We start from the raw sequence: 24,406 nt of genomic DNA, 5'->3' as shown, positions 1-24,406 counted from the left end.
TTATTCTGACACTCCCTCCATCATGCCGAACACCCCCGAGCCCGGCCTGGCGCTGCACCGCGAGTGGCTCCGCGTGCCGCTCGGGGCCGGCGAGCACGCCGACTTCCACCACCGCTGGCTGCGCCACCACTGCGACCGCGAGCGCCACCCGATCACCGGCGAGCGCACCCGCTGCTCCTCCGAGCTCCCCGACGACATCGCTCCGCGCCGCGCCGCGATCGTCGATGACGCCCTCGAGATCGAGTGGTCGGACGACCACGCCAGCCGCTACCCGCTGGCCTGGCTGCGAGCCCACGCCTACGCCCGCAACCGCGTCGAGGTCCCCCCGCCCGCCGCCGACCTCGCCCAGATCTCCGTCGCGGCCCACGGCCTCTCCCTCACCGAACAGGTCCACGCCGCCCTCGCCCGCGTGCGCCAGCACGGCGCCGCCGTCGTGCGCCGCGACCCCGACGATCGCCGCGCCCCCGAGGACGCCACCGAACCACTGATCGCCGCCTTCGAGGCCGCCGGCCTCCGCGTCATCGGCACCCACTTCGGCCGTATCGAGGACCTGCGCACCGACAACAGCACCAACCAAAACACCGACCAGCTCGGCTACACCGACGCGCCGATCGGCCTGCACACCGACCAGCCCTTCCTCGAGCACCCGCCGCGCTACCAGCTCCTGCAGGGCATCCGCTGCGCCGACGAGGGCGGCGTCAACCTCCTCGCCGACGCCCGCGCCGCCTTCCGTCACCTCGAGTCGATCGACGCCCACGCCGCCGACATCCTCGCCACCGTGCCGGTCAAGATCTCACGCAAGCAGCAACAGTTCCAGCGCGAGCTCGTCACCCCGCTGGTCGCCCGCCGCGGCGACGACGACTTCCTCGTGCGCAGCTCCTACTTCACCTACGCCCCACACGCCCTGCCCTTCGCCCGTACCCTCGACTTCTATCGCGCCCACGACCACTTCATCCGCCTGCTTCGCGACCCACAGCATCACTACCGGGCCCTGCTCGCGCCCGGCGACTGGCTGCTCTACGACAATCACCGCACCCTCCACGCGCGCACCGGCTTCACCGGCGCGCGCTGGCTGCGAGGCGTCTACTTCGACCCCGCCGAAGCGGCGTGACCTGGCGGAGCGACCGACGGCGCATGCGCGGTGTACAGGTCGTTCAGGAAGGCCAGCAAGGCCGCCTCGCGCACCGCCGCCGGCAAGGCGTCGAGCAGCGCGTGGATCGGCGCCATGCGCTCGGGCAGCTGCCCACCCTGCACGCCGACCAGCGCGAGCGCCTGCGTGAAGCCCTCGTCGCCGAGGCTGGCGAAGTCGAGGCCGCCCGCCGCCTGCAGCAGCATCGCCGTCGCCGGGTCGGCGCCAGCCGCCTCGACCTCCGCCACCGACGCCCGCAGGTCGACCAGAAAGCGATCGACCACCGCCAGGTGCCCGGCCGAGATCGTGAGGTGCAGGCTCGCCGGCGCCCCGTGCCCGTGCAGCTGCGGCTGCACCAGCCAGCCGCGCCGCGCCATCGCGTCGGCCACCGCGAACAGGAACAGCCCGCCCGAATCGCTGGTGAACGCGAGCAGGCTCATCTCCGGCTCGCCGAGCACCCGCAGCCCGGGGATCGCCCGCACCCCGGCGACGATCGCCTGCGTCGCCGCCAGAGTGCGCCGCGCCAGCTCGAGATACCCCGCGTCGCCGAGCGCGTGCAGCAGCGTCCACGCGGCCGCCAGCGGCCCGCCCGACTTGGTGCTCTGCACCGTCGAGTTGATCACCGCGTAGCCGGTCCAGTCGGCGCACGCATACAGCTGGTGCCGCCGCAGCTGCTTGTCGCGGTACACGATCACCGACGCACCCTTCGGCGCATAGCCGTATTTGTGCAGGTCCATCGAGATCGAGCTGACCCCCGCGACCGACAGATCAAAGGCCGGCACCGCCGCGCCGAGCCGGCGAAAGTACGGCAGCAGGAAAGCGCCGATGCAACCATCGACGTGAAACAACAACCCCCGCTCCAGCGCCAGCGCCCCGATCTCCGCGATCGGATCGATGACCCCGTGGGCGTAGCTCGCCGCCGACGCCGTCAGCAGGATCGTGTTCGCCGTGATCGCCGCCCGCATCGCCGCGACGTCCACTTTGAAGCTGCGCGGGTCGACCGGGCACGGGACCAGCGTGACGCCCAGGTAGTGCGCCGCCTTGTGCAGCGACGCGTGGGCCGTCACCGGCACCACCATCTCCGGCCTCGTGATCTCCGGCCGGTGCACCCGGGCCCAGTCGCGCGCCGTCTTCACCGCGAGGATCAGGCTCTCCGTGCCTCCGCTGGTGAAGCTCCCCGACGCCTCCGGGCCGCCCCCGAGGTGCGCCGCGCACCAGCCCACGATCTCGTTCTCCATCCGCAGCAGGCTCGGGAAGGCCGTCGGGTCGAGCCCGTTGGCCCCGAGGAACATGCTGTACGCCTGCGACGCCAACGCGGCGGCCGCCCGCTCGCCCGAGTCGTACACGTACGCGAACGCGGCCCCGCCCTCGGTGGCGAGGTCGTGCGCCTTCATCTCGGTGAGGGCGGCGAAGATCTGGTCCCGGGACCATCCTGTCTCTGGCAATGTCATGCTGTGCTCGTCTCGTTTCGGGGCAATCACGGTGGGGCAATCACGATAATGTGGGCAGCTTGCGATCGGGTTCGCGGTGACGAAGCAAGAGCGGCACGCTGATCGCAGCGAGCAGCGCCGGCGCCAGCGCGGTGGCCAGGTGCACCCCGAGCAGCGCGGCCTCGGGCTGGACCACCAGCTCGCCGGCCCGCCGCTCGATGAAGCCAGTCGCCGCCAGGATCCCGCTGACCAGCCAGGCGCCCGCGGCGAAGCCACCCTTCTCGCCGACGAACCACAGCGCCGTGAACACGCCCTCGCGCCGCAGCCCGGTCGCGTGCGCATCGGCGTCGATCAACTCGGGCAGCATCGCGAACGGGAACACCTGCAGCCCCGCGAAGCCGATCCCCAGCAGCCCGACCTGCACGCCGACCCGCCACAGCGGACCGGGACCGGCCAGCATCAGGCTCGCCGCCATCACCGCGAAGATCACCGCGGCCGCGATGTACGCGACCCGCTTGCCGTGCCGCCGCGACACCGCCGTCCACACCGGCATCGTCACGATCGCCGGCGCGACCAGGCACACGAACAGCAGGGTCAGGCCGCCGCTGCCGGCCTGCAGCGTGTAGCGCACGAAGTAGGGCACCGCCGCGAGCACCGTCCCGAGCGCGACGCACTGCAGCGCGTAGGCGGTGAGCAGGCGGCGAAACGGCAGATACGCGAGGGCCACTCCGAGCTGCGCGCGCAGCCCGAGGCTGCTGGCCACCGCCTCGGTCTGGACCGCACCGCGGGTGCCGAAGAAGGCCGTGAGCATCGCTACCATGGTGATCAGCGCGAGCACGATCGCCATCTGCGCGTAGCCGGCCGCACCCCCGCCGCCCATCTCGATCAGCTCCGGCGCGAGGGCCCCACCCGCGAGCACCCCGACCGTGACGAAGGCCATGCGATACGCGACCAGCGTGGTGCGCTCGTGATAGTCGGCCGTCATCTCCGCCGGCATCGTCGCGTACGGCACCTGGAACAGGGTGAAGGCCCCCGCCGCCGCGCAGAAGGCCAGCAGCACCCAAAAGAAGCTGACCACCGGGTCGCCGACCGGGGCCATGAACAGGGCCATGAAGCAGGGCGGCAGCAGCAGCGCGCCCGCCAGCAGGAAGGGCCGCCGCCGACCCCAGCGCGAGCGCGTGCGGTCCGACCACGCCCCGACGATCGGGTCGGTGACGATGTCCCACAGCTTCGGGATCAAGATCGCCAGCCCCGCGAGTCCGGCCGGGACCGCGAGGGTGTCGGTGAGATAAAACAGCAACAACAACCCGGGGATCGTGCTGAAGATCCCCGCGCCGATCGAACCAGCCCCGTACGCGAGGCAGAGGGCGCGGCGCAGCGGCGGAACCGACACCTCGCCACCCTACCACGACCGCCGCCCATGTCACCCGCGACGTCCATGCCTCCCCGCACCGTGCATCGTCATCGATCGACCACCCGCGCGCTCGCCGTGCTGGTGCTCGCCTGCCTGTGCCTGCTCGCCGGCGACGCGGCGGCGAAGCGCAAGAAGAAGGACACCGGCCCGCAAAACCCCAACCGCACCGAGTTCGGCGCCCTGCCGGCGATCAACTACGACACCGACCTCGGCTTCGGCTTCGGCGCGATCGCCAGCGTGGCCCGCTTCGCCACCGGCTACCGCCCCTACAAGTGGCGCCTCGAGCTGCAAGCCTACGCCACCGTCAAACGCGCCCCCGGCAAGGGCGCCGAGTTCCCCTTCCACGACGACTACCTCAACATGGACTTCCCCGGCCTGCTGGAGAACCGCCTGCGGATCACCGCCCGCGTCGGCTTCCGCAAGTTCGCCAACACCGGCTACTACGGCTTCGGCAACGACTCCAAGTTCGACAAGCCGTGGGAGAGCATCGACCCCGACGAGGACCTCGCCGCCTACCAGGCCGCCCACCGCTTCCACTCCTTCGATCACATCTACCCGCTGCTCCTCGTCAACACCCGCGTCCGCCTGTGGGACCGCTCCACCCCCGCGCAGCGCAAGCGCATCGAGGCCCTCGTCGGCCTCAACACCACCTACAACATCGTCCGCCCCTACCCCGGCAGCAAGCTCGAGCAAGACATCGCCTCCCTGGACGACGGCAGCAAGGACGCCCAGACCCTCGGCAAGCTGCTGCGCGGCACCGACCCGGCGCTGCTCATGGTCCTGAACCTCGGCCTCCTCTTCGACACCCGCGACCACGAGTTCACCCCGACCCGCGGCACCTTCACCGAGCTGTCCGTCCGCAGCTCGCCCGGCGTCCAGCAGGACCTGCGCTACGCCGCCTTCGCCCTCAACACCGCGTGGTACAAGGCGATCGTCGGCGAGTACCTGTCGTTCGCGATCCGCGGCGTCGCCGACGTGATCCTCGGCGACGCGCCCTTCTACGAGCTCACCCGCTTCGGCGCCCTGCAGCCGCGCGACGGCCCCGGCGGCGGCTGGTCGCTGCGCGGCGTCCCGCGCCAGCGCTACTCCGGCAAGGTCAAGCTCATCCAGAACCTCGAGCTGCGCAGCATGTTCTGGCGCTTCAACGTCGGCAAGAGCCGCTTCCTCGTCGGCGCCGTCGGCTTCCTCGACGCCGCACGGATCTGGGCCGACCTCCGCGGCACCGAGCTCGCCGGCCAGAGCGTCGACGGCGGCACCTTCAAGGTCGGCACCGGCGGCGGCCTGCGCGTGCGCTGGGGCGAGACCCTGGTCATCCGCTTCGATGGCGCCTACTCGCCCACCGAGCGCACCCCCGGCTTCTACGTCGACATCGGCCAGGTGTTCTAAGCCGCTCGCCTCAGCCCTCGAAACAATACAGGTGGTGCACGCCGCCGCAGGCCTGGGGCTGCTTGGTGTCGGTCCACGACAGCCCCGCGCCGCCGAAGTCCGGGTCGAACAGCACCCCCACCGCGGCGAGCCCGGTCTGCCCGCTCCAGTCGTCGCAGGCGTTGTTTTGCCCGTCCGTGGAGTTCTTGCCGAAGCTATCGGTGTTGGTCCATATCGTCTCGCCGCCGGGCAGCGTGGCGCCAGTCTCGGCCATGTCGATCGCGTGCTCCGGCCCGAACTGGATCGCCCCCCGCGCGGGGAACACCTCGGTGCTCCCGTCGAGCAACACCCAGCGTCCATCGGCGGCGAGGCGTGACAATGCGTCGACGCTCGACGACGAGACCCACGCGACCCAGCTGCCATCCAGGCCGGCCCCCGCCGCAGCGGCCGCGCACAGGCGGTCGGCACCGTCGACGCCGTCGCTGCCCGCACCCTGCGTCTTGAGGTCGCCGTGGAAGGTCGCCGCGGTGATGAAGACCCGCCGCGTCACCGCCATGCCCCCGGTCGTGGTCGCGGGCTCGCTCGTCGCGGACCCCGAGCTCGTCGACGACCCGGCGCTCGTCGGCTCCGCGGTGGTCGCGGCCTCCGTGACGCCGCTCGTCGGCACGACCTCGGTCGTCCCGCCCGGACCGCCGCTCGACGAACCCTCGCTGGTGGTCGAACCAGAGCCGTTGCATGCGCCGAGGATAGTGCCCATGGCCACCAACATTGCGAGTCGTCGATATCTCATGCGATCCCCCGGCGAAATGGCCACATCACGTCGATCCCTGCGGATCCGCGTCCAGGCCCGGCCCCAGCAGCGCCTCGGCCCGCTCGATCTTCTCCGCCCCGGCGGCGCGCCAGCGGTCGTGCGCCTGCTTGACCGGCAGCTGCAGCGCCGGACCGAGCATCGGCCAGCTGCCGCGGCCGCTCGCGGTCCTCTGCGCCTCCTGATGCGCCGCCTCATAGGCCGCCCTGGCGGCCTCGTACTCGGCACGTCGCTCGCGCACCTCGCGGTAGAGCGGGGTCGGCACCCGCCGCCGCAGCGTCGCGCCCGTCGCCGGGTCGACCGTCTCGACCGTGCGATACAGCAGCGCCTCCGCCGCGGCCCGTTGCGCCTCATCCTGCATATCAAGCCCTCGCTGCGATCACGGCGGCGACAGGGGCGGGAGCTTCGGCATCAGCCTGGAGATCCAGGCGATGATCTGCAGCCCCTTCACCTCGATCGTGTTGTTGTTCACGGTCCCGTCGCGGAGGTCGAAGCACCCGAACCCGGCCGCGTTGCCGAGGTTGGCCCGGTCCTCCTGCGACCAATTCGCGGTGATCTTCAGGTCGCGGATCACGATGAAGGAGGTCGTCAGCATCGGGAACATGCCCGGGTTGCTGTCGGCCGACCCGCTCGAATACTCGCCGCCCGGCGTATCGAACATCCACCAGTTCTTGGTGCTGAGCAGCGCCAGCTTGAGCCACGGGCGATCGAGGTTCACCCGGCACAGGCGAAACGAGATGCTAAACCCGTCCGTCGCCGGCGACGGCGGCTTGCTCGGCAATTGCCGGTCGAGCGCGGCCTTCAGGGCGAAGCGACTCGCCAGATCGGCGATACCGAGGTCGCGCCGCTGCAGGTCGACGCGGCCCACGTCGACCGCGCCGCGCTTCAGCACCGGCGTCGGCCCGCTCGCCCGCGTGAACAGGCTGCGCGCGAGGTCCGGGTGCAAGGTCGGCGCCGCGACCCCGGGGGCGCCGCGCTTGAGCGCGCCCACCAGGCCCGGATCGAGCCCCCGCTTCAGCATCACCGGCGCGGCGGGCCCTGGCGCCGCGGCGGGCACCGGCGCCGCTGCGGGCCCCGGCACCTTCACCCCGCGCCTGAATACGCCGGCCTTGCCGAGCACGCTGTCCAGATTCTTGCGCAGCACCACGCTGTCCGCGACGCTCGGCTTCAGCCGCCAGACCGCGGCGCGGGCCATCTCGAGGCCGCCCGACTTCCCGAACGACGACCCCGCGTCGCTCGCCGGCTTCACGTCCGACTGACTGAGATTGATCGTGGTCCAGCCCTGCGCGGCGGACTCATCGTACCAGTTGCTCGGCGTGGCCGAGCACGGGTAATAATATGCGTTCGGGTCGTCGTGGACCCCGCGCCTGGCCGTCGTGAACTCGTACTGGGCGTCCGAGAACAGGCGATAGATCGGGTTGGCCGCGACGGTGTCCTGGGTGGCCCCCATCGGGATCGCGCTGGTCAGCACGATCTCGTACAGGTCGTCCACCTCATAACCCGAGTTCTCGAAGCGCGCCTTGCTGAACGCCGGCACGATGTTCGCCAGGTGCGAGAGCGCCTCCTTGGCCACGTCGGGGTCGTAGGGCCCGTTCGGGGCGTCCGCCCGCCGGAAGTCCGTGGGGCTCAGCGAATAGCCGGGCCACGCCATCTGCAAGAAATTCGTGGAACCCGCATCGACGCTGAGAAACTTGGCCAGCTGGTCGTATACAGCGCTGATGAAGTCTGTCGTGTTCGCCATGGCGCGCCTCACTCGCAATCGCAATAGAGCACTTCCCGGTGCGCCGGCAGCCCTCCATGAGGCCTGCCGGCACGCTGCCTCGCTGCATCACCCGCGTCAGGCGGGCGGGTCCAGCGGGACGATCTGGCTGATGACCCCGATGATCTGCACCCCCGGGACCCGGATGGTCCCGCCGGTGAACGCCGAGGTGTAGGTCTCCTTCGAGTGCGAGCTCGCGTAGGTGCCCCCGATCGAGAACGGCCCGATCGCAAACCCGCCGCCGCCCGAGGTCTTGCTCTTGATCATGTCCAGGTCCGACTTGGACCACGAGGCCGAGATCACGACATCCTTCACCACGACGAACGAGGTCGGCAGCAGCGGCATGACCGAGCTCCCCTGGTTGGCCTTGCCGCCGCTCGAGATCTGGCCCCGAGAGTACAGATTGCCGAGGTTCCAGCCCTTGGTCCCGAGCAGGTTGAAGGTCAACCACGGCCGGCGGATCGTCACCAGCGTGTAGCTGAAGCTGATGCGCAGGTTCGTGGTCTCGGCGCTCGCGTGCTGGCTCTGGCTGGTGTGCCCGGCCGAGCCGCCGATGCTAAACAGCCCGAGGCTGAAGCCCGCCGAGCCGCCGTAGGACTTGTAGTCCGAGGTGTTGCTGGTCGCCGCCGTGCTCGCGGCCGAGTCGTAGGAGGTCCAGCCGGTCGAGCTGGTGCTGTGCCAATTCGACGGCAGCAGCGAGCTGCGCTGGATCGGCGTCGACAATCCCGTGCCCGAATCGTCGAGCGCCACGCCGTAGCCCTCGAAGGTCTTCTTGGCCTGATCGAAGGCCTTTTGCAGCGCGTTCTGCGAGGACGTGTTGATGATCGCCATCGCCTGCTCGACCCGATCGGCCCCGCCGGAGCGCCAGCGGTCGTAGGCCTGCCGGACCGGCAGCTGCAGCGTGGTGGCGATGAGCGGCCAGGTGTTCTTGCCGCTGGTGGTCTTCTGGGCCTCGAGATACGCGCCGATGTAGCCGATCCGCGCGGCGTTGTACGCGGCCGAATTGTCGAGGTAATCGCGGTACAGCTGGGTCTCGATGCGCTTGGGCACCGATTCGCCGGTGTCCGGGTCGATCATGTCGACCGTGCGGTACAGCACCGCGTCGGCGTCGGTCAGCTGCTTCTCGATCGCCGGGTTCGGCGCCTGCGCCGGGATGCACACGCCGTCGAGGATCTGCTTGTAGACCTGGCTGATCGTGTTGCCGCTGTCCGTGTAGATCGCCGACAGCTTCGGCGCGACATCCACGAGCCGCGCCGTGTTGATCGCCGCGTCCTGGCTGCCGTTCACGTTCCCCGGGGTCCACGGATTGCGGAAGTCCGCGGAGTTGATCGCCATGCCCGGCTTCATCAGCGACAGCACGGTCGTCGCCGCCGTCATCACCGGCTTGCCGCCAGGCTCCGCGCTCGTCACCGAGTTGAAGATGTTGTCGAAGATGCCCTGAATGAGCTTTTGAACCTCGTCGATCGTCATCGTCTCGTACCTTTCCAATGGGTTCGCGCGCTGTGCCCTGCGAGCGACGCTCACAGCCGAATCATGCGCAGCGGTAGTGCCTGGCCTCGCTGGAATCGTGTACCCGCCCGGGCGTCACGCGCAGCGAATCGTGGTGAAGCCGCCTCACGGTGCCACTCCAGCAAGTCACGTGCCAGCCGTCCGGTCGCATAGTTCCCGCGCTTGGCCTCGCAGAGCGATGAACCATTTGCGTCGAAGCTGCAGAAAATGCACGGATGGTCGATGGCTCGCAAGCGCGCATAAAACGAAGGTTGCGATCGCAGACGATATGTCTATCCTGCCCCAATGGACGGATGGCAACCCGATGTCAACGTGCTCGACAGGAGCCCGATCGAGAAGCGCAAGCGCCTGCGGAGCTGGCGAGAGATCACCGGCATCACCCTGCATCAGACCGGCATTCACGGCTTCGCCGCCAGCGCCTGGCCGCGCGCGACCTGCCACCTCGGCGTCCACAGCGACGGCCGCGTGTACTGGGTGCACCCGCTGCGCAGCCTGATCTGGGCCTCCGACGCCTTCAATCGCGACACGGTGGCGATCGAGGTCGCCGGCAACTTCCGCGGCGACGAGTCGGTGCCGACCTCGTTCTGGGCCGGCGGCGGCGGGCCCTCGCAGCTCAGTGAGGCGATGATCGCCGGCCTGCGCCGCGCGATCCGCTTCATCGTCGACGAGGCGCAGCGCGGCGGCGGAGCGATCTCGCATATCTTCGCCCACCGCCAGGCGATCCGCGGCAAGTCGCTGTGCCCCGGCCAGCAGATCTGGCGCGCCGGCGGCGTGTGGGCGCGCGAGACCCTGCACCTGTCCAGCGGCGGCCCCGGCTACACTCGCTGCGACGGCCTCCCGATCCCGCCGGCGTGGGACGGGGTGGCACCAAGCGCCCAGGGCCCGGCCGCGAGCTTCGACGTCAGCTGCAGCGCCAGCGAGCTCGACCAGGAGTTCCCCGACCCGGACGAGGAGAACTGCTGCCTGCCCGACGAGCCCAAATGACCTGACCCGAAGGCCAGGTCACCTAACCGTCCGTGTTCACCCCGGCGCCCGCACGCACCGACGCCCCCGCCTTCACGCTGACGCCGATGCGCAGCCCCGCGGTCGCCACCGCCACCGATGCCGCCGCGACACACGCCTTCGCGTGGGCGCTGGCGTCGTCGAGCTTGCCCTCGAGGGAGGCCCCGATCGTCGCGACCTGCTCGAGCGCCACCACGGCCCGGGTCGCCAGCTTGACCTCCGCCACGATCAACGCCGGCAGCCGCCGCTGCAGCGAGGCCGCCAGGCGCTGCAGCTCCGCCAGCTCGCTCGACACGCTCAGACGCAGCGCCGGCTTGCTGCAGCGGGCCGCCAGCTGCACCCCCGCCTGACAGCTCCCGCGACAGTCCGCGTCGACCTCGCCCGCCGCGCCCGCCAGCTTGCAGCGCGCGTCGCAGCTGGCCTCGCGCTTCGCGTCGACCTCGCACACGGGCGGCGTGAACTCGGCCGAGAAGCGGACCCCAGCCTGCAGCGCCGCGTCGATCCGGGCCCGCACCGCCGCGCACGCCGCTTGCGTCGGGCCCGCGTCGTCGCGGGCCTCCATCTCCGCCGCGTCGATCCCGAGGTCGCCCCCGATCGCCCGACAGGTCGCGCCGACCGTCGCCTCCATCTTGTAGGCCACCGCCACCAGCTGCCGCGTCGCCTGCACGAAGGCCGCGACCTTCAGGTTGATCTTCGGGTCCGGCGAGAACGAGGCCCGCAGCGCGCTCTCGCGGCCGGTGAGCTCGGGGCAGGCGACCGCGCCGGCGATGCTCGCCAGCCCCGCGAGGATCCCCCCGGCGCCGCTGGTCGACGGATCACAGGCCCCCACCAACGCGCCGCACATCAGCCCGGACACCGCCCACGATCGCCGCATCCCGCCATCGTCGGCGATCGCCCGCGACCCGACAAGATGCCGCCGCCGCGCAGCCACGGGCGCGCCCGCGAGCACCGCAGCTCACCCGCGGCGCCGCCTGGCCGCCCAGATCACGAGGTCGATCAATGCGCCGACAACGACGCCGATCGCCCCGAACATCAGGAAGCTGAGCACCGCCGCGAGGTCGGCCATGCCGTCGTGTGAGCCGGTGAACGCCACGCTCAACATCTGGAACAGCCCGATCAGCAGCCCGAGGGTCCCGCACACGAAGGTCGCCCGGGCCCCCAGCGCCCCCGGCAGCGTCAGCGCGGCCGACAGCCCCGCGCACACCCCAACGATCGACAGCAGCGTGTTCAGCTCCGGCGGCTTGCCGCTGTTCTTCCACCCGACGCCCACCACCCCGGCCGCCAGCGCAGCAGCGACGGTCAGGAACACGAGGATCCACCACGGGCTGCGCTTGGTCGGGACGATCGCCATCCCGCGAGTGTAGCCCCCGCGCCAACAGTTGGACATGCGACGCCGCCTCGGGCAAGCATGCGCCACCACCATGTCCGGCCCCGACCTGCACATCGACATCAGCGGCGAGGACCGACCCTCGCGTCGCATCGTCCTCGGCGCGGGCCGCGTCGGCACCGCCCTCGCCCGCGCCAGCGGCGTCGCCGTGATCGACCGCTTCCGCGGCTGGTATCAGCTCGACGAGCCCGCTGGCGACCCGATCGCCGTGTGCGTCCGCAACGACGACCTCGGCGCCCTGCTCGCCGCCGTCCCGCCGCACCGCCGCGCCGACCTCGTGTTCCTGCAAAACGGCATGCTCGACCCCTGGCTCGAGGACCACGGCCTCGAGGGCAACACCCGCGGCCTCCTGTTCTTCGCCGTGAGCCAGCGCGGCGGCCCCGTCGAGCCCGGCGGCGTCAATCGCTTCACCGGCCCGCACGCCAACGCGATGGTCCTCTGGCTCGAGTCGCTCGGCCTGCGCAGCGAGGCGATCGGTCGTCGCGCCTTCGCGGCCGTGATGCTCGAGAAGCTGATCTGGAACTCCGCCTTCGGCCTGCTGTGCGAGCGCTACCAGGTCGACGTCCGCGCCGTCCTCGACGACCACTCCGACGAGCTCGCCGCCCTCGCCCGCGAGCTCGGCACCGTCGGCCGCGTCGCCCTCGGCATCGACCTCGACCAGGACACCCTCCTCGCCAACCTCCGCGCCTACGCCAGCAGCATCCCCCGCACCCGCGCCGGCCTCAAAGAGTGGCCCTGGCGCGGCGGCTGGTTCATCGCCGCCGCCCACCGCCGCGAGCTCGCCCTCCCCACCCACGCGGCTCTGGTCGCCGCCCTCCCGCACCCGCCGGCCTGAGCCTGCCAACGCCCCCCACCGATGGTATCGGCGCTCCAACGCGGCCCGTGATCACGGCCCGCCCGGATACCACTCGCGCAGACGCAGCAGGACCCCCGTGCCCGCCAGCGCCGCCTGCAGCTCGCCCAGCGGCGAATCGCGGTAGTGGTACGGATACAGCACCTTCGGCTTGAACACCGCCACGCACGCCGCCGCCTCCGACGGCGGCATCGTATACGGCAGGTTCATGCACACGAACGCGACATCGATATCCTGCAGCGCCTTCATCTCCGGCGTGCACTCCGTATCGCCCGAGAGGTACAGCCGCGCGTCACCGGCATTGATCACGTAACCATTGCCGCGTCCCTTGTCGTGGTAGAGCTTGCCCGCCTCCGGCCCGCGGGTGAGGTTGTACATTGCGACCGCCTCGACGCGCAGCGCCCCGACCTGCCGGCTCTCGCCGTTGGCCAGCGCGATCGCCCCCGGCACCTGCTCCGCGACCACCTTCGGCGCCACCACCACCGCGTTCGCCCCACGCACCGCCGCCAGCCCCTCGGGGTCGAAGTGATCCGGGTGCACATCGGTGATCAGCACCAGATCCGCCTTCGGCCCCTCGAGCTTGGCCTTCGACCACGGGTCGACCCACACCACCTGATCGCCGACCCGCAGCCACAGCGTCGCGTGTTGCACCGGATGGATCTCGATCACCCCGACGCTGCTCGCCAGCGTGTCCACCTCGGCCCCGCTCGCCGCCACCACTGCCCCTGAACTCGCGGTCGTCGCCGCCGTCACGGTCGGCACAGGCTGCTGCGGCCCCGGAGCGGGCCCGTGTTCACAGGCGACGAGCGTGAGGCTGGCGAGCAGGACGGTCCGCATCGCCCCCCTATACCACGCCTTCCCACCGCCTTGCCGACCCCGCGCTGCTGTCGCAACATGTCGCGACATGCGCGGCAGATCCAGCCCCCGACCGACCCAGCGCCTGCGCGACTTCCACGGCATCCACTCGGTCGCCCCACAGATGTTCGCCCTGTTCGAGCGCCTGCCCCGGGTCGCGCTGTCGGAGGCCAGCGTGCTCATCCGCGGCGAGACCGGCACCGGCAAGGAGCTGGTCGCGCGGGCCCTGCACGACCTCAGCGCCCGCGTGAAGGGCCCGTTCCAGGCCCTCAACTGCGCCACCCTCACCGCCGAGCTCCTCGCCTCCGAGCTGTTCGGCCACGTCCGCGGCGCCTTCACCGGGGCGATCCGCGACCGCCCCGGCCTGTTTCGCCAGGCCCACCGCGGCACCATCTTCCTCGACGAGATCGCCGAGATGCCGCTCGAGATCCAGGCCCGCCTGCTCCGCGTCCTGCAGGAGCGCAGCTTCACCCCGCTGGGCGGCACCGACACCGTCGAGGTCGACGTCCGCGTCGTCTCGGCCACCCACCGCTCGCTGCGCGAGGAGTCGCGCGAGCACCGATTCCGCGAGGACCTCATGTATCGCGTGCGCGTCGTCCCCCTCTTCATCCCCCCGCTCGCCGAGCGCAGCGGCGACGTCGAGGCCCTCACCTGGCACTTCATCGACCAGCACGCCGCCCAGGGCCGCCGCCGCATCGAGCGGGTCGATCGCACCGTGATGGACGCCCTCCTCGCCTACCCCTGGCCCGGCAACGTCCGCGAGCTGCGCAACGCGATCGAGTACGCCCACGCGATCGGCGAGGGCCCCGACTATGTCCTCGACGACCTCACCCCCGAGCTGCGCGGCGAACCACCGCCCCGCGTGCTCCCGCCACCCGTCCCCGTCCCCGCCGCGACCCTGGTCGACGCCGCCGAGCGGGCCCGCATCGCCGAGGCCCTGCAGCGCAGCAACGGCCACAAGGGCGAGGCGGCCCGCATCCTCGGCGTCGCCCGCTCGACCCTGTGGCGCCGCCTGCGAGAGCTCCGCCTCGCCTGACCCGCAGCCCGGTACTAACCCTGCAGCCCGTCGATCACGTCGCGCAGACGAAATGGGATCTTGAAGTGCGCCGGCCGCTCGGCGTGCGCCGGCTCCGGCAAGTGCCCCGCGCGAATGTTCACCTGCAAGCTCGGGTACAGCAGCTTCGGCGCCGCCAGGGTCGCGTCGCGGGCCTGACGAAAGCCCACGAAGTCCGCCGCGCTCCGCCCCGCCGGCAATTGCACGTTGCCCGCCTGCTCGGCCGCGATCGTCGACTCATACGCCAGCGCCCGCCCACCCGGCATATAGTCGTGACCCACGAACACCCGCGTCTCCGGCGGCAATGTATAGAGGCGACCCGTCACCGACTGATACAGCGCCTCCGCGCTGCCCCGCGGGAAGTCGCAGCGGCCCGTCCCGTAGTCCGGCATGAACAGCGCATCACCCGTGAACACCGCGTCGCCGATGTGATAGCTGACGCAGGCCGGCGTGTGCCCCGGCGTCGCGATCACCGCGACCCGCAGGCTCCCCGCCGCGAACACCTCGCCGTCCACCAGCAGACGGTCGAACTGACGCCCGTCCGCCGTGAACTCGGCGCCCAGGTCGAACACCGCCTTGAACACCTCCTGGACCTCGCGGATGTGCTCCCCGATCGCCACGAAGGCCCCCGGAAAGCGCGCCCGCAGCACCTGCGAGCCCGACAGGTGATCGGCGTGCGCGTGCGTCTCGAGCACCGCCCGCAGCACCAGCCCCTCGCGCCGGAGAAACTCGCTCACGCGATCGATCGACTCGCTCGAGACCAGCGACCCGATCGGGTCATAGTCCAGCACCGGATCGATCACCAGCGCGTCGCGCGTGGCCGGATCGGACACCACGTAGGTCAGCGTGAAGGTGTGCGGATCGAAGAATGCCTCGATGTTCATGACGCGCTCCTCTCAAGACGTTGATGAATGAACATGCCGGCCAGCATCGCGGCCACGAACAACCACTGCCGCGGGTCGCCCGCGACCAGCCCGGTCAGCGCCGGCCCCGGGCACAGCCCGACCAGACCCCAGCCGACCCCGAACAGCACCGCACCCACGATCAACGGACGATCGAGGTCGCTGCGCGTCGGCAACAGAAATCGCGGCCCCAGCAGCGGCCGCGACCGCCGCAACAGCAGCGGAAAGCCGAGCCCGGTCACCGCCACCGCGGCGCCCATGGTCAACATCAGCGCGGGGTCGCGAAACTCGAGGAAGGCCAACACCTGCGTCGGCCGCGTCATCCCGGCGAGGCCGAGCCCGAGCGCGAACAACAGACCGGACACCACCGGCGCGAGCATGTGAATCACAGCGCACCTCCAAGCAAGGGTCGCACGAGTTGCGCCGTGATCACACCGGCGCCCATGAACACCAGCACCGCGACCAGCGAGCGCCGCGAGCGACGACCGAGCCCGCAGACCCCGTGCCCGCTGGTGCAGCCGTTGGCCGCCCGCGCCCCGTAACCGACGAGAAACCCGGCCAGGACCACGATCGGCGTCGTCGCCGGCAGCCCGTCCGGCAGCGCCGCCGGGTCGATGCCCAGCAGCAGCAGCCCACCGACCATGAGCCCGCCGAGGAAGGCCAGCCGCCAGCTCCGGTCGCCCCGCGGCGCCAACATTAGCCCGCCGACGATGCCGCTGACGCCCGCGATCCGCCCGCTGACCCCGAGCAGCAGCAAGGCGCTGGCGCCGATGAGAAGCCCGCCGAGCAGCGGGAGAAGGATGTCGAGGCTCATATCAGGTCCCCTGTGCAGATGCCGTGCCAGCGCTTCCTGTAGTCCTTCACCGCGCTGGCCCGACCGGTGTAGCGACATGTCGCGACATGTCTCGTCCGCCCTGAGCTCAGCCCGGGCGCTCCACCGATGTCCCCTGCAACGCCGCGATCGCCCGCTGCAACCGCAGCTTCGCGTCGCGCCCGACCTCCGCGATCGCCGCGCTGTCGCCGACCACCGCGAGCATCGCGTCGGGGTCGACCGCCGCCACCACCGTGCGCCCGCCCGCGATCCCGTAGACGATGACGTTGCACGGGAGCAGCAGCCCGACCTCCGGCTCCGCCTGCAGCGCCTTGTACGCCAGCGGCGGGTTGCAGGCCCCGAGGATGAGGTACGGCGCCAGCTCGACGCCCAGCTTCTCCCGCAGCTTCGCCTGCAGGTCGATCTCCGATAACACCCCAAAGCCCTCCGCCTTGAGCGCCTCCTTCGTGCGCTCCACCGCCTCGGTGAAGGGAAGCTCGAGCACCGTCCGGATCCCGTAGTCAGTCGTGGTCATATCGATCGCCCTCTCATGCGCGTGCACGCGACGCCGCGTGCGGCCCCACGGTGGCTCAGGTCGCGCCACCTGGCAACCGCCAAGATTTCGCCGCGCCGCGATGTCGCGACGCCCGGCCACCGTCGCGACACGCGTACCACGGCATCCCCACAACCCAAACCTGGCCCGATCCGTGCACAATCTCCGAACGATGGACCGCCTGCGCCGCCTCGTGCCGATCCTCGCCTGGCTCCCGCGCTATCGCCGGGCCGACCTCAGCGGCGACCTCGCGGCCGGGCTCACCACCGCGGTCATGTTGATCCCACAAGCGATGGCCTACGCGCTGCTCGCCGGCCTGCCCCCGATCGTCGGCCTCTACGCCGCGATCCCGCCGCTCCTCGTCTACGCGATCTTCGGCACCTCGCCCAAGCTCGCCGTCGGCCCGGTGGCGATGGACTCCCTGCTCGTCGCCGCCGCCCTCGGCAGCCTCAGCCTCGCCACCGGTGAGACCCCGGTGCTCGCCGCCGCCGCCCTCGCAGCCATGGTCGGCGCGATCCAGCTGACGATGGGCGCGCTCCGCCTCGGCTTCGTCGTCAACTTCCTGTCCCAGCCCGTGCTCAGCGGCTTCACCTCCGCCGCCGCGATCGTCATCGCCGCCAGCCAGCTCGGCGCCCTGCTCGGCCTCCACGTCTCCGCCAGCACCGGCCTGCACACCGTCCTCGCCCAGCTGTGGACCGCGCGCGCCCAGGTCCACCTGCCCACGCTCGCGGTCGGCCTCGCCGCGGTCGCCATCCTCATCACGCTCGGCCGCTTCCGCGCCAAGGCCCTCGTCGTGGTCGCCGCCGCGATCGTGGCCTCGGCGCTCCTGGGCCTCGCCGACCACGGCGTGGCGATCCTCGGCAAGGTCCCCGCCGGCCTGCCCACCCCCGCCGTCCCCTTCCTCTCCCTCACCACGCTCGGCGCCCTCGTCCCCGCCGCCCTCACGATCGCCCTGCTGTCGTTTATGGAGGCCATCTCCTCCGCCCTCGCCGTCGCCGGCCCCGACGACCGCCCCGAGGCCGACCGCGAGCTCGTCGCCCTCGGCCTGTGCAACCTCGCCACCGGCTTCACCCGCGGCTACCCGATCGCCGGCGGCCTGTCGCGCACCGCCGTCAACGCCCAGGCCGGCGCCCGCACCGGCCTCGCCGGCGTGTTCACGGCCGTGCTCGTCGCCACCACCCTGCTGCTCCTCACGCCGGTCCTCCACGACCTCCCACGCGCCGCCCTGGCCGCGATCGTCATCGTCGCCGTCGCCGGCCTCGTCGACCACAAGCTCCCACGCACGCTCTGGCGCCTGCGCCGACGCGAGCTCCCGGCCCTGCTCGTTACCCTCATCGCCACCCTCACCCTCGGCATCACCACCGGCCTCGGCATCGGCGTCCTGCTGTCATTGGCCCTCTTCATCCTCCGCACCACCCGCCCGCACACCGCCCTGCTCGGCCGCCTCCCAGGTACCACCATTTACCGCAACCGCGACCGCTTCCCCGAGGCCCTGGCGATCCCCGGCCTCCTCATCCTCCGCCTCGACGCCCAGCTCTACTTCGCCAACGCCGCCTTCCTCCGCGAGACCATCCTCCGCCACGTCGACCTGGCACCCCCACCCACGCGCGCCGTCATCCTCGACGCCAGCAGCATCCACGATATCGATATCTCCGCACTCGCCTCCCTCCGCGAGGTCCACCGCACCCTCCGCGCCCGCGGCATCGCCCTCCACCTCGCCGACGTCAAGGGCCCCGTCCGCGACGCCCTCGCCCGCTCCGGCTTCCAGCACGAGCTCGGCGAGGACCACTTCAGCTTCACGGTCCACGAGGCCGTCCAGCACGCGCAGGGCGAGCCCGTGCCGCATGACCCCCGCGCCCTGCAACATTGGTGAGCCGCCCTGCAGCGTGTACGAGAGCTCGGTGCCCGGCATCGACGGGGCCAACTCGGCCTCCAGCGGGCGCGATTTGGTGATATAGAGCAGCCATGTCCGGCGCCTCCGGCCCGTCGCTCGCCCTCTCGATCGGCGCGTCCGACTTCCGCACGCTGCGCGAACAGGGGCGCCTCTACGTCGACAAGACCGCGTTCATCGCCCGCGTGCTCGACGATCCGGGCGCGGTGATCCTGCTGCCGAGGCCGCGGCGCTTCGGCAAGACGACCAACCTGTCGACGCTCCGCTACTTCCTCGAGAAGGCCGACGACGACCGCTCGCCGCTGTTCGCCGACCTGGCGGTCTGGCGAGAGACCCGGCTGCGCGAGCACTTCGGGCGTTACCCGGTCCTGTGGCTGACCTTCAAGGACGTGAAGAAGCCGACCTGGGACGCCTGCTTCGCCCTCACGCGCGAGCTGCTCGGCGAGCTCTACGCCCAGCACCGATATCTGCTCGACGACGAGCTGCTGACGTCGGACGAGGCCGCCATCTTCCGCGAGCTCCTCGCGCAGCGGGCCGCGCCGTCGCATTGCGAGCTCGCGCTGCGCAACCTGTGTCGTTTCCTGCGGAGGCATCACCGGCAACCCGTGGTGATCCTGATCGACGAGTACGACACGCCGATCCACGCCGCCTTCAGCGCTGGTTATTACGACCAGGCGATCGACTTCTTTCGCACGCTGCTCGGGGCCGCCCTCAAGGACAATGAGGACCTTTTTAAGGGAGTGCTGACCGGCATCCTCCGCATCGCCAAGGAGAGCATCTTCTCGGGGCTCAACAACTTGCGGGTCTATTCGCTGCTGCACCCGCGCTACGGTGATTCGTTCGGCTTCACCGAGGCCGAGGTGGCGGACCTCGCCGCGCGCGCTGGCTACCGCGGGGAGCTCGCTGAGCTCCGGGACTGGTACAATGGCTACCTGTTCGGGGACACAGTGATCTACAATCCCTGGTCGATCCTCAACGCGCTGGCCGACGGCCGGTGCTCGGTCTACTGGGTGAACACCGGGTCCAACGACTTGATCGACGAGCTGCTGATGCGTCAGGGCGCGTCGCCGCACGAGGACATCGAGCGCCTGCTGCGAGGGGAGGGCATCCGCAAGCCGATCGTGGAGAACACGGTGCTGCGCGACGTCTACCTCGACGAGGACGCGATGTGGAGCTTCCTGCTGTTCTGCGGATATCTCAAGGCCAGCGAGGTCCGCCGGGAGGAGGTCCGGGAGATCGCCACGCTGTCCATTCCCAACTCCGAGGTGCGCGAGGTCTTTCATGGCTTGTTTCGTACGTGGCTCCGCCGCGGGCTCGGCGGCGAACGCGAGGTGGAAGGGCTGACGCGGGCGCTGCTCGCCGGCGACACAGAGGCGGTCGAGCAGCGTTTGGCGCGGCTGCTCACCGAGTCCGCCTCCTACTTCGATACCGCCGGCAATGCTGTGGAGATGCCGCCAGAGCAGGTCTATCATGCGTTTGTGCTGGGCCTGCTGGTCCACCTGCAGCCGCAGTATCTCGTGCGGTCGAACCGCGAATCGGGGCAGGGCCGCTTCGACGTGATGATCGTGCCGCGCAGCGCGGGCGGCCCCGGCGTGGTGCTGGAGCTCAAGGTCAAGAAGAAGGGCGAGACCCTGAAGCAGGCGCTCGCCAAGGCGTTGCAGCAGATCGAGACACAGGACTACGCGGCCGAGCTGCGCGCGGTGGGGGCGAGCCCGATCCACAAGCTGGCGTTCGCGTTCGATGGCAAGGCGACTGCCGCCGCACCCTGCTGCAGGTCTTCGACGTCGAGGCCCGCAAGCAGGTAGCCACGATCTCGTACGCCTTCGAGCCGCCCGTGTCGCCCTACGACGACGAGCCCCAGGTCTTCCTCGACCCCCTCAATCTGCAGTCTCCGCTCGCCAATGGGCTCTTTAGCCTGTTCCGCCAGATGGTGCGGGAGGACCCCGAATACCACGCACGACTCGTCCGCCACTACACGATGTGGAAGCAGATCACGGACGACCCGCAAAACCCCGCCCGGGCCAACTTGCTCGCCCGCGCCCAATCGAGTCAGAGAGCGTCGCCGAAGGCACGGCCGAACGAGCCGTGCCCCTGCGACAGCGGACGAAAATACAAGAAGTTCTGCCACGATCAAGACAACGCCCCCAGTCTGTCATCCCGCCCATGACCCACAAGCCCGAAATATCCCTGGAAGCCGTCGAGGCGATCCTCCTGGCCGCGGACGCTGCCAACCAGCCCGTCCCCGAGACCATCGACGAGCAACTGCTGTATTACTACCGTCACCGCCACGGCCTGCGCCCCGAGGTCAACGCTGCCCTGCACCGCCTCCCGCCCGAGCGCTTCGCCCACTTCAGCGAGCAGCTGCAGCAGGCCCTGACCGCCCGCGAGAAGGAGCTCCCCGACAGCACCGAGCTCGCGTTCGCCGAGTGGGTCCACGAGCCAGCCTTCGAGGAGCAATGGATCGCGGACATCGTACGCAACGCCGGCGAGGCCCTGCGCACCAAGAATTTCTACACCGCGTATCATACGCTCACGTCGATGTTCCGGGACGCCCTCGGCGGTAGTGTATACGCCGTCGCAATATTCGACCGCGCCCTCGCCGAGCTCGCCAAACTCGACCGCTTCGCCACCAGCAGCGTCGGGGCGCTGCTGCGCCTCATGTTCCGGCGCGTCCGCTTCATGGCCCTGCGCGGCACGACGCCCCGCGGCCTCGAAGCGGTGCTCCCCGGCGAGGATCTCCGCTTCGTCGACCGCATCGACGAGGCGATCGGCAAGGAAGATCCGCTCGTGGGATTGACGCCCGCGGAGGTCGACACCCTGTTCACCGCGTGGTCGGCCATGAATTGGGACGGCACTCTGGGCCTGCGCGAGATGTTCAATCGCGACAGCACCCCACCCGCGATCGAGACCCGCCCGTGGCCCGAGCTCGTCGTGCACGTCGAGGCGACCTCGCTGCATCGCCTCGAGTCCGGCGAGCGCCAGCATCGTAGCCTGTCGCGCCTGTTCGCGCGGCCCGAACCACTCGCCGATCGCATCGCCCTCGCCGAGTCGATCGCCGCGTTCGCCAAGGCCCACGGCGACGCCGGCCACGACGCGATGCAGCGCGTGCTCCCGGCGATCGTCCCTCACGTGGCCGCGGCGAATCTCGAGCTCAAGGGCGCCCTCGAGGCCGCAGCGTTCCGGGCGTTCCGCGCCGGCGAGCTCAAGGACCTGCTCCGCACGCTCCCGCGGCGCCAACGAAGCGCGTGGATCGACAAGCTCCTCAAGGCAAAGAATGACAAACACAGGCAGCTCGCCCGCGCATACGCGGACGAGCTCCTTTGATCACACCGGCGTCCCCGCCAGCTCGCCCGCGTATACGCGTATACGCGGGCGAGCTCCTGGGCCCTCGTTGATCACACCGGCGTCGCCACCAGATCCACCCCGAGCGCCCGCCCCAGCTCGATGAGCTGCTGCGGCGTCGCGCACCCGAGGTGCGTCGGCGACAGCTTCCCTGCCCGTCGCCGTTGCAGCCACGAGGCCGCCGGATGCGTCGCCGCCACCCGGCCGAACTCCGCCCCCGCCGCCTCCGCGATCCGTGCCACCTCCGCGTCGAGCCGCTCGTTCAGCCCCGGCACCGCCGCCCGCAGCGCGGCGGTCCACGCGGTGATCTGCGCCAGCACCGAATCGTCGAGCTCCGGGTCGCGCAGCGATCGCACCTTCTTCTCGATCTGCTCGAAGGTCATCCCGGCCCACGGCAATGTCCGCAACACCGGCGCCTGCCAGGCGTTGCGCACCTCGGCCCAGTGATCGCGGCGCGCCGGCACCGACACCAGCTTCAGCGCCGGCAGCAGCAACCCGGTCAGGCGCATCCCGTGGCACGCCCCGGTGTCGATCCCGAAGATCCGGTCGCGGATCACCAGCGGCTCCGGCCCGACCACCGCGTGCCCGAACACCACCGGCACGTCATCGGTGTAATGATCGTACCAGGGTCCCTCGCCGAAGCGCTCCTTGAGCCGCGCGTCGCCCGACGTCGTCCCGGCGCGCACGTCCTCGGGCACCTCGTCCAGCGGTACCCCCGGATACAGCCCCCAGTGGACCACGCGCACATCCTCGCGCTCCCAGTGGTACGGCAATTCCGCCATCCAGCGCACCTGCTCCTCGTAGCGATCGCCGAGCTGCAGCCGCGTGACCTGCTGCGAATACGACAGCACCCCGCGCACGTGCTTGCGCTCGTGATTCCCCATGATCACCATGCTGTTGGCCCGCGCCCGGAACAGGTCGACCACCTCCCCGGGCTCCGGCCCGCGGTCGACCAGGTCGCCGACGCTGACCACCAGGTCGTCGTCGCCGACCCCCGCCTTGTCGAGCAGATCGAGCAGCTCCGTGTAACAACCGTGGATATCACCGATGATGAATGTATTGCGCATGACCCTGCTCCTCCCGGCCGACACCGCGCGCGTGTGCGCCGCGCCGTCGTCCGGCTCCCGCCCGCCGCTTCACCGCCGCGAGCCGCATCCGGTATACCGATCTCTCGATGTCGGCGCGCGGACAGAATTCGGGACAACCCTCCTGGGGCGCCTACCTCGACGACCTCGTCGGCGAACACGGCTCCCTCGCCGCCGTCAGCGAACGCCTCGCCGCCACCCACAACTGGCGCGAGGAGGTCGAGAGCATCACCCGCGCGCTCCGCCGCCTCAAGGACCGCGGCAGCCTCCCCGGCGGCAAATGGGGCGACCGCCTGCTCCGCACCTTCGGCCTCCCACACAGCGTCGACGCCCGCCTCCGCTTCATGGGCAGCTACCACTCCCGCTTCGTCGACCTCCCCGTCCCCCTCTGCTCCGACCTCGTCCAGCTGTGGGACCGACCACCCACCAGCGAGAGCCGTCCCGGCCGCCTGTGGCTGTCCCTCGCCCGCGCCACCCTGGCATTGCGCGCACAACAACCCGAGGAGGCCCGCGTCCACCTGCACACCGCGAAGGCCAGCGCCACCGGCGAGCCCGCGGCCCAGGTCGAGGTCGCCCTCGGCGAATCGCTGCTCGTCAGCCGCGAGCGTCCGAACGTCGCCGCCGATGTGCTCGCCGAGGTCCCCGCCTGGCTCGCCCAGCTTCACGGCGACGACGCCGACTGCCTGCGCGCCCGCTACATCGGCCAGCGCAGCCACGCCCTCAACCACGCCGGCGCCGTCGACGAGGCCGAGGCCCTCCACCGCGCCCTCCCCGACGGCCCCGAGGTCCACCCCTTCGCCCGCAGCCGCCGCGCCAACGGCATCGCCTACGGCCGCCACCGCCACGGCGACCGCGAGGCCGCGCTCCACCACGCCCGCCTCGCCGCCCGTCACGCCGGCGACGCCGGCCACGTCCGCCTGCGAGCCATGGCCCTCCTGATGATCGCCCGCGTCAGCCCACGCAGCCCCGAGGGCGACGAGGCCCGTCAGCGCGCCAGCGCGATCGCCCGCGCCCTCGATGACGCCACCCTCCTCGCCCGCTGCGCCGCCTCCGAACGCGACCGCGGCTGAAACAACAGACAAACTACCCTCATTCGCGCCGCAACACCGCTTGAGCCTCGGCCCGCGCTTCCGTATCCTCGCTCGATGCGAACCACCGTCGCGCTCTCGTTCTGCTGCGTGCTCGCCTGCTGCAGCACCCCCACACCGGAGCCGACCAGGCAGGCCGAGCCGCCAGCGCAACCCGAGCCGCCAGGCA

General features: G+C 70.8%; 24 protein-coding genes. 10 read left to right on the top strand and 14 right to left on the bottom strand.

The window, feature by feature from the left end; all coding sequences use genetic code 11:
- Nucleotides 1-22 precede the first annotated feature (22 nt).
- The gene (locus IPJ59_RS35025) at nt 23-1,111 is read left to right on the top strand and encodes a TauD/TfdA family dioxygenase (protein WP_293275579.1); all 1,089 of its coding nucleotides are present in this window, start codon (nt 23-25) and stop codon (nt 1,109-1,111) included.
- On the opposite strand, the gene IPJ59_RS35020 is transcribed toward IPJ59_RS35025, so the two are convergent.
- Together IPJ59_RS35020 and IPJ59_RS35015 are read right to left on the bottom strand one after the other, a co-directional pair.
- The gene (locus IPJ59_RS35020) at nt 1,084-2,580 is read right to left on the bottom strand and encodes a pyridoxal phosphate-dependent decarboxylase family protein (protein ID WP_293246988.1); all 1,497 of its coding nucleotides are present in this window, start codon (nt 2,578-2,580) and stop codon (nt 1,084-1,086) included. The two genes, IPJ59_RS35025 and IPJ59_RS35020, sit on opposite strands and share 28 nt — an antisense overlap.
- Before the next feature lie 40 nt (nt 2,581-2,620).
- Entirely contained in the window at nt 2,621-3,952 is a 1,332-nt protein-coding gene (locus IPJ59_RS35015; protein WP_293275578.1) for an MFS transporter, read from the bottom strand.
- Nucleotides 3,953-4,012: 60 nt separating this feature from the next.
- On the opposite strand from IPJ59_RS35015, the gene omp85 reads away from it, so the two are divergent.
- A complete protein-coding gene (omp85, locus tag IPJ59_RS35010) occupies nt 4,013-5,359 on the top strand; it encodes an Omp85 family outer membrane protein (RefSeq protein ID WP_293275577.1) in 1,347 nt (448 codons plus the stop codon).
- A 10-nt stretch (nt 5,360-5,369) separates the two neighbouring features.
- Here the strand turns inward: omp85 and IPJ59_RS35005 are convergent, their stop codons facing one another.
- From IPJ59_RS35005 to IPJ59_RS34990, 4 genes are all read right to left on the bottom strand, one after another.
- Nucleotides 5,370-6,095 carry a hypothetical protein gene (locus IPJ59_RS35005; RefSeq protein ID WP_293275576.1) on the bottom strand — a complete coding sequence of 242 codons (726 nt, stop codon included), beginning with the start codon at nt 6,093-6,095 and terminating at the stop codon, nt 5,370-5,372.
- A 58-nt stretch (nt 6,096-6,153) separates the two neighbouring features.
- On the bottom strand, nt 6,154-6,507 hold the full coding sequence (locus IPJ59_RS35000) for a hypothetical protein (protein WP_293246976.1): 354 nt from the start codon (nt 6,505-6,507) through the stop codon (nt 6,154-6,156).
- An 18-nt stretch (nt 6,508-6,525) separates the two neighbouring features.
- A complete protein-coding gene (locus tag IPJ59_RS34995; RefSeq protein ID WP_293246973.1) occupies nt 6,526-7,887 on the bottom strand; it encodes a hypothetical protein in 1,362 nt (453 codons plus the stop codon).
- Between the two features lie 96 nt (nt 7,888-7,983).
- The gene (locus tag IPJ59_RS34990) at nt 7,984-9,375 is read right to left on the bottom strand and encodes a hypothetical protein (RefSeq protein ID WP_293246970.1); all 1,392 of its coding nucleotides are present in this window, start codon (nt 9,373-9,375) and stop codon (nt 7,984-7,986) included.
- 324 nt (nt 9,376-9,699) lie between these two features.
- On the opposite strand from IPJ59_RS34990, the gene IPJ59_RS34985 reads away from it, so the two are divergent.
- Nucleotides 9,700-10,398, top strand: coding sequence for a peptidoglycan recognition protein family protein (locus IPJ59_RS34985; RefSeq protein WP_293246967.1), 699 nt, complete (start codon nt 9,700-9,702; stop codon nt 10,396-10,398).
- A gap of 22 nt (nt 10,399-10,420) precedes the next feature.
- On the opposite strand, the gene IPJ59_RS34980 is transcribed toward IPJ59_RS34985, so the two are convergent.
- Nucleotides 10,421-11,290 (bottom strand): hypothetical protein, encoded by an 870-nt coding sequence (locus IPJ59_RS34980; protein WP_293275575.1) that lies wholly within the window; start codon nt 11,288-11,290, stop codon nt 10,421-10,423.
- 81 nt (nt 11,291-11,371) lie between these two features.
- On the bottom strand, nt 11,372-11,767 hold the full coding sequence (locus tag IPJ59_RS34975) for a hypothetical protein (protein WP_293246962.1): 396 nt from the start codon (nt 11,765-11,767) through the stop codon (nt 11,372-11,374).
- 70 nt (nt 11,768-11,837) lie between these two features.
- On the opposite strand from IPJ59_RS34975, the gene IPJ59_RS34970 reads away from it, so the two are divergent.
- Nucleotides 11,838-12,638 (top strand): ketopantoate reductase family protein, encoded by an 801-nt coding sequence (locus tag IPJ59_RS34970; protein ID WP_293275574.1) that lies wholly within the window; start codon nt 11,838-11,840, stop codon nt 12,636-12,638.
- A 51-nt stretch (nt 12,639-12,689) separates the two neighbouring features.
- Here IPJ59_RS34970 and IPJ59_RS34965 read toward each other — a convergent pair whose 3' ends face one another.
- Entirely contained in the window at nt 12,690-13,493 is an 804-nt protein-coding gene (locus tag IPJ59_RS34965) for an MBL fold metallo-hydrolase (protein WP_293275573.1), read from the bottom strand.
- A gap of 67 nt (nt 13,494-13,560) precedes the next feature.
- Here IPJ59_RS34965 and IPJ59_RS34960 point away from each other — a divergent pair, with 67 nt between their 5' ends.
- A complete protein-coding gene (locus IPJ59_RS34960; RefSeq protein WP_293246953.1) occupies nt 13,561-14,547 on the top strand; it encodes a sigma-54 interaction domain-containing protein in 987 nt (328 codons plus the stop codon).
- A gap of 14 nt (nt 14,548-14,561) precedes the next feature.
- On the opposite strand, the gene IPJ59_RS34955 is transcribed toward IPJ59_RS34960, so the two are convergent.
- The 4 genes from IPJ59_RS34955 to IPJ59_RS34940 all read right to left on the bottom strand — a co-directional run bounded on the left by IPJ59_RS34955 (nt 14,562) and on the right by IPJ59_RS34940 (nt 16,813).
- Nucleotides 14,562-15,449, bottom strand: coding sequence for an MBL fold metallo-hydrolase (locus IPJ59_RS34955; protein ID WP_293275572.1), 888 nt, complete (start codon nt 15,447-15,449; stop codon nt 14,562-14,564).
- Nucleotides 15,446-15,835 (bottom strand): DUF6691 family protein, encoded by a 390-nt coding sequence (locus tag IPJ59_RS34950; protein ID WP_293275571.1) that lies wholly within the window; start codon nt 15,833-15,835, stop codon nt 15,446-15,448. The genes IPJ59_RS34955 and IPJ59_RS34950 overlap by 4 nt, the downstream gene beginning before the upstream one ends.
- 17 nt (nt 15,836-15,852) lie before the next feature.
- A complete protein-coding gene (locus IPJ59_RS34945) occupies nt 15,853-16,281 on the bottom strand; it encodes a YeeE/YedE family protein (RefSeq protein ID WP_293246947.1) in 429 nt (142 codons plus the stop codon).
- A 106-nt stretch (nt 16,282-16,387) separates the two neighbouring features.
- Entirely contained in the window at nt 16,388-16,813 is a 426-nt protein-coding gene (locus IPJ59_RS34940) for a DUF302 domain-containing protein (protein WP_293275570.1), read from the bottom strand.
- Nucleotides 16,814-17,003: 190 nt separating this feature from the next.
- Here IPJ59_RS34940 and sulP point away from each other — a divergent pair, with 190 nt between their 5' ends.
- From sulP to IPJ59_RS34920, 4 genes are all read left to right on the top strand, one after another.
- Nucleotides 17,004-18,704, top strand: a complete 1,701-nt coding sequence (gene sulP / locus IPJ59_RS34935) for a sulfate permease (protein ID WP_293275569.1) — start codon at nt 17,004-17,006, stop codon at nt 18,702-18,704.
- Between the two features lie 92 nt (nt 18,705-18,796).
- Nucleotides 18,797-20,527, top strand: coding sequence for an AAA family ATPase (locus IPJ59_RS34930; protein ID WP_293275568.1), 1,731 nt, complete (start codon nt 18,797-18,799; stop codon nt 20,525-20,527).
- 29 nt (nt 20,528-20,556) lie between these two features.
- Nucleotides 20,557-20,889: an SEC-C metal-binding domain-containing protein gene (locus IPJ59_RS34925; protein WP_293246935.1), complete on the top strand. Its 333-nt coding sequence runs from the start codon at nt 20,557-20,559 to the stop codon at nt 20,887-20,889.
- Nucleotides 20,886-22,046, top strand: coding sequence for a hypothetical protein (locus IPJ59_RS34920; protein WP_293275567.1), 1,161 nt, complete (start codon nt 20,886-20,888; stop codon nt 22,044-22,046). Before IPJ59_RS34925 ends, IPJ59_RS34920 begins: the two co-directional genes overlap by 4 nt.
- A 71-nt stretch (nt 22,047-22,117) precedes the next feature.
- On the opposite strand, the gene IPJ59_RS34915 is transcribed toward IPJ59_RS34920, so the two are convergent.
- Nucleotides 22,118-23,131, bottom strand: a complete 1,014-nt coding sequence (locus IPJ59_RS34915; protein WP_293275566.1) for a metallophosphoesterase — start codon at nt 23,129-23,131, stop codon at nt 22,118-22,120.
- Nucleotides 23,132-23,238: 107 nt separating this feature from the next.
- On the opposite strand from IPJ59_RS34915, the gene IPJ59_RS34910 reads away from it, so the two are divergent.
- Nucleotides 23,239-24,219: a hypothetical protein gene (locus tag IPJ59_RS34910; RefSeq protein ID WP_293275565.1), complete on the top strand. Its 981-nt coding sequence runs from the start codon at nt 23,239-23,241 to the stop codon at nt 24,217-24,219.
- Nucleotides 24,220-24,406: the final 187 nt, after the last annotated feature.

The organism is Nannocystis sp., from assembly GCF_016714285.1.
Classification (GTDB): Bacteria; Myxococcota_A; Polyangia; order Nannocystales; family Nannocystaceae; genus Nannocystis.
Note: the sequence above shows the minus strand (reverse complement) of the source record. Positions and strands in the feature narration are given on the sequence as shown.

Coding starts and splice junctions, on each gene's coding strand:
- IPJ59_RS34920 (WP_293275567.1), top strand. CDS start 20,886: ATGACCCACAAGCCCGAAATATCCCTGGAAGCCGTCGAGGCGATCCTC.
- IPJ59_RS35020 (WP_293246988.1), bottom strand. CDS start 2,580: ATGACATTGCCAGAGACAGGATGGTCCCGGGACCAGATCTTCGCCGCC.
- IPJ59_RS34970 (WP_293275574.1), top strand. CDS start 11,838: ATGTCCGGCCCCGACCTGCACATCGACATCAGCGGCGAGGACCGACCC.
- IPJ59_RS34995 (WP_293246973.1), bottom strand. CDS start 7,887: ATGGCGAACACGACAGACTTCATCAGCGCTGTATACGACCAGCTGGCC.
- IPJ59_RS34960 (WP_293246953.1), top strand. CDS start 13,561: ATGCGCGGCAGATCCAGCCCCCGACCGACCCAGCGCCTGCGCGACTTC.
- IPJ59_RS34940 (WP_293275570.1), bottom strand. CDS start 16,813: ATGACCACGACTGACTACGGGATCCGGACGGTGCTCGAGCTTCCCTTC.
- IPJ59_RS34980 (WP_293275575.1), bottom strand. CDS start 11,290: ATGCGGCGATCGTGGGCGGTGTCCGGGCTGATGTGCGGCGCGTTGGTG.
- IPJ59_RS34985 (WP_293246967.1), top strand. CDS start 9,700: ATGGACGGATGGCAACCCGATGTCAACGTGCTCGACAGGAGCCCGATC.
- IPJ59_RS34955 (WP_293275572.1), bottom strand. CDS start 15,449: ATGAACATCGAGGCATTCTTCGATCCGCACACCTTCACGCTGACCTAC.
- IPJ59_RS34915 (WP_293275566.1), bottom strand. CDS start 23,131: ATGCGCAATACATTCATCATCGGTGATATCCACGGTTGTTACACGGAG.
- IPJ59_RS34965 (WP_293275573.1), bottom strand. CDS start 13,493: ATGCGGACCGTCCTGCTCGCCAGCCTCACGCTCGTCGCCTGTGAACAC.
- IPJ59_RS35000 (WP_293246976.1), bottom strand. CDS start 6,507: ATGCAGGATGAGGCGCAACGGGCCGCGGCGGAGGCGCTGCTGTATCGC.
- IPJ59_RS34975 (WP_293246962.1), bottom strand. CDS start 11,767: ATGGCGATCGTCCCGACCAAGCGCAGCCCGTGGTGGATCCTCGTGTTC.
- IPJ59_RS34990 (WP_293246970.1), bottom strand. CDS start 9,375: ATGACGATCGACGAGGTTCAAAAGCTCATTCAGGGCATCTTCGACAAC.
- IPJ59_RS35005 (WP_293275576.1), bottom strand. CDS start 6,095: ATGGGCACTATCCTCGGCGCATGCAACGGCTCTGGTTCGACCACCAGC.
- IPJ59_RS34945 (WP_293246947.1), bottom strand. CDS start 16,281: ATGAGCCTCGACATCCTTCTCCCGCTGCTCGGCGGGCTTCTCATCGGC.
- IPJ59_RS34910 (WP_293275565.1), top strand. CDS start 23,239: ATGTCGGCGCGCGGACAGAATTCGGGACAACCCTCCTGGGGCGCCTAC.
- sulP (WP_293275569.1), top strand. CDS start 17,004: ATGGACCGCCTGCGCCGCCTCGTGCCGATCCTCGCCTGGCTCCCGCGC.
- IPJ59_RS35025 (WP_293275579.1), top strand. CDS start 23: ATGCCGAACACCCCCGAGCCCGGCCTGGCGCTGCACCGCGAGTGGCTC.
- IPJ59_RS34930 (WP_293275568.1), top strand. CDS start 18,797: ATGTCCGGCGCCTCCGGCCCGTCGCTCGCCCTCTCGATCGGCGCGTCC.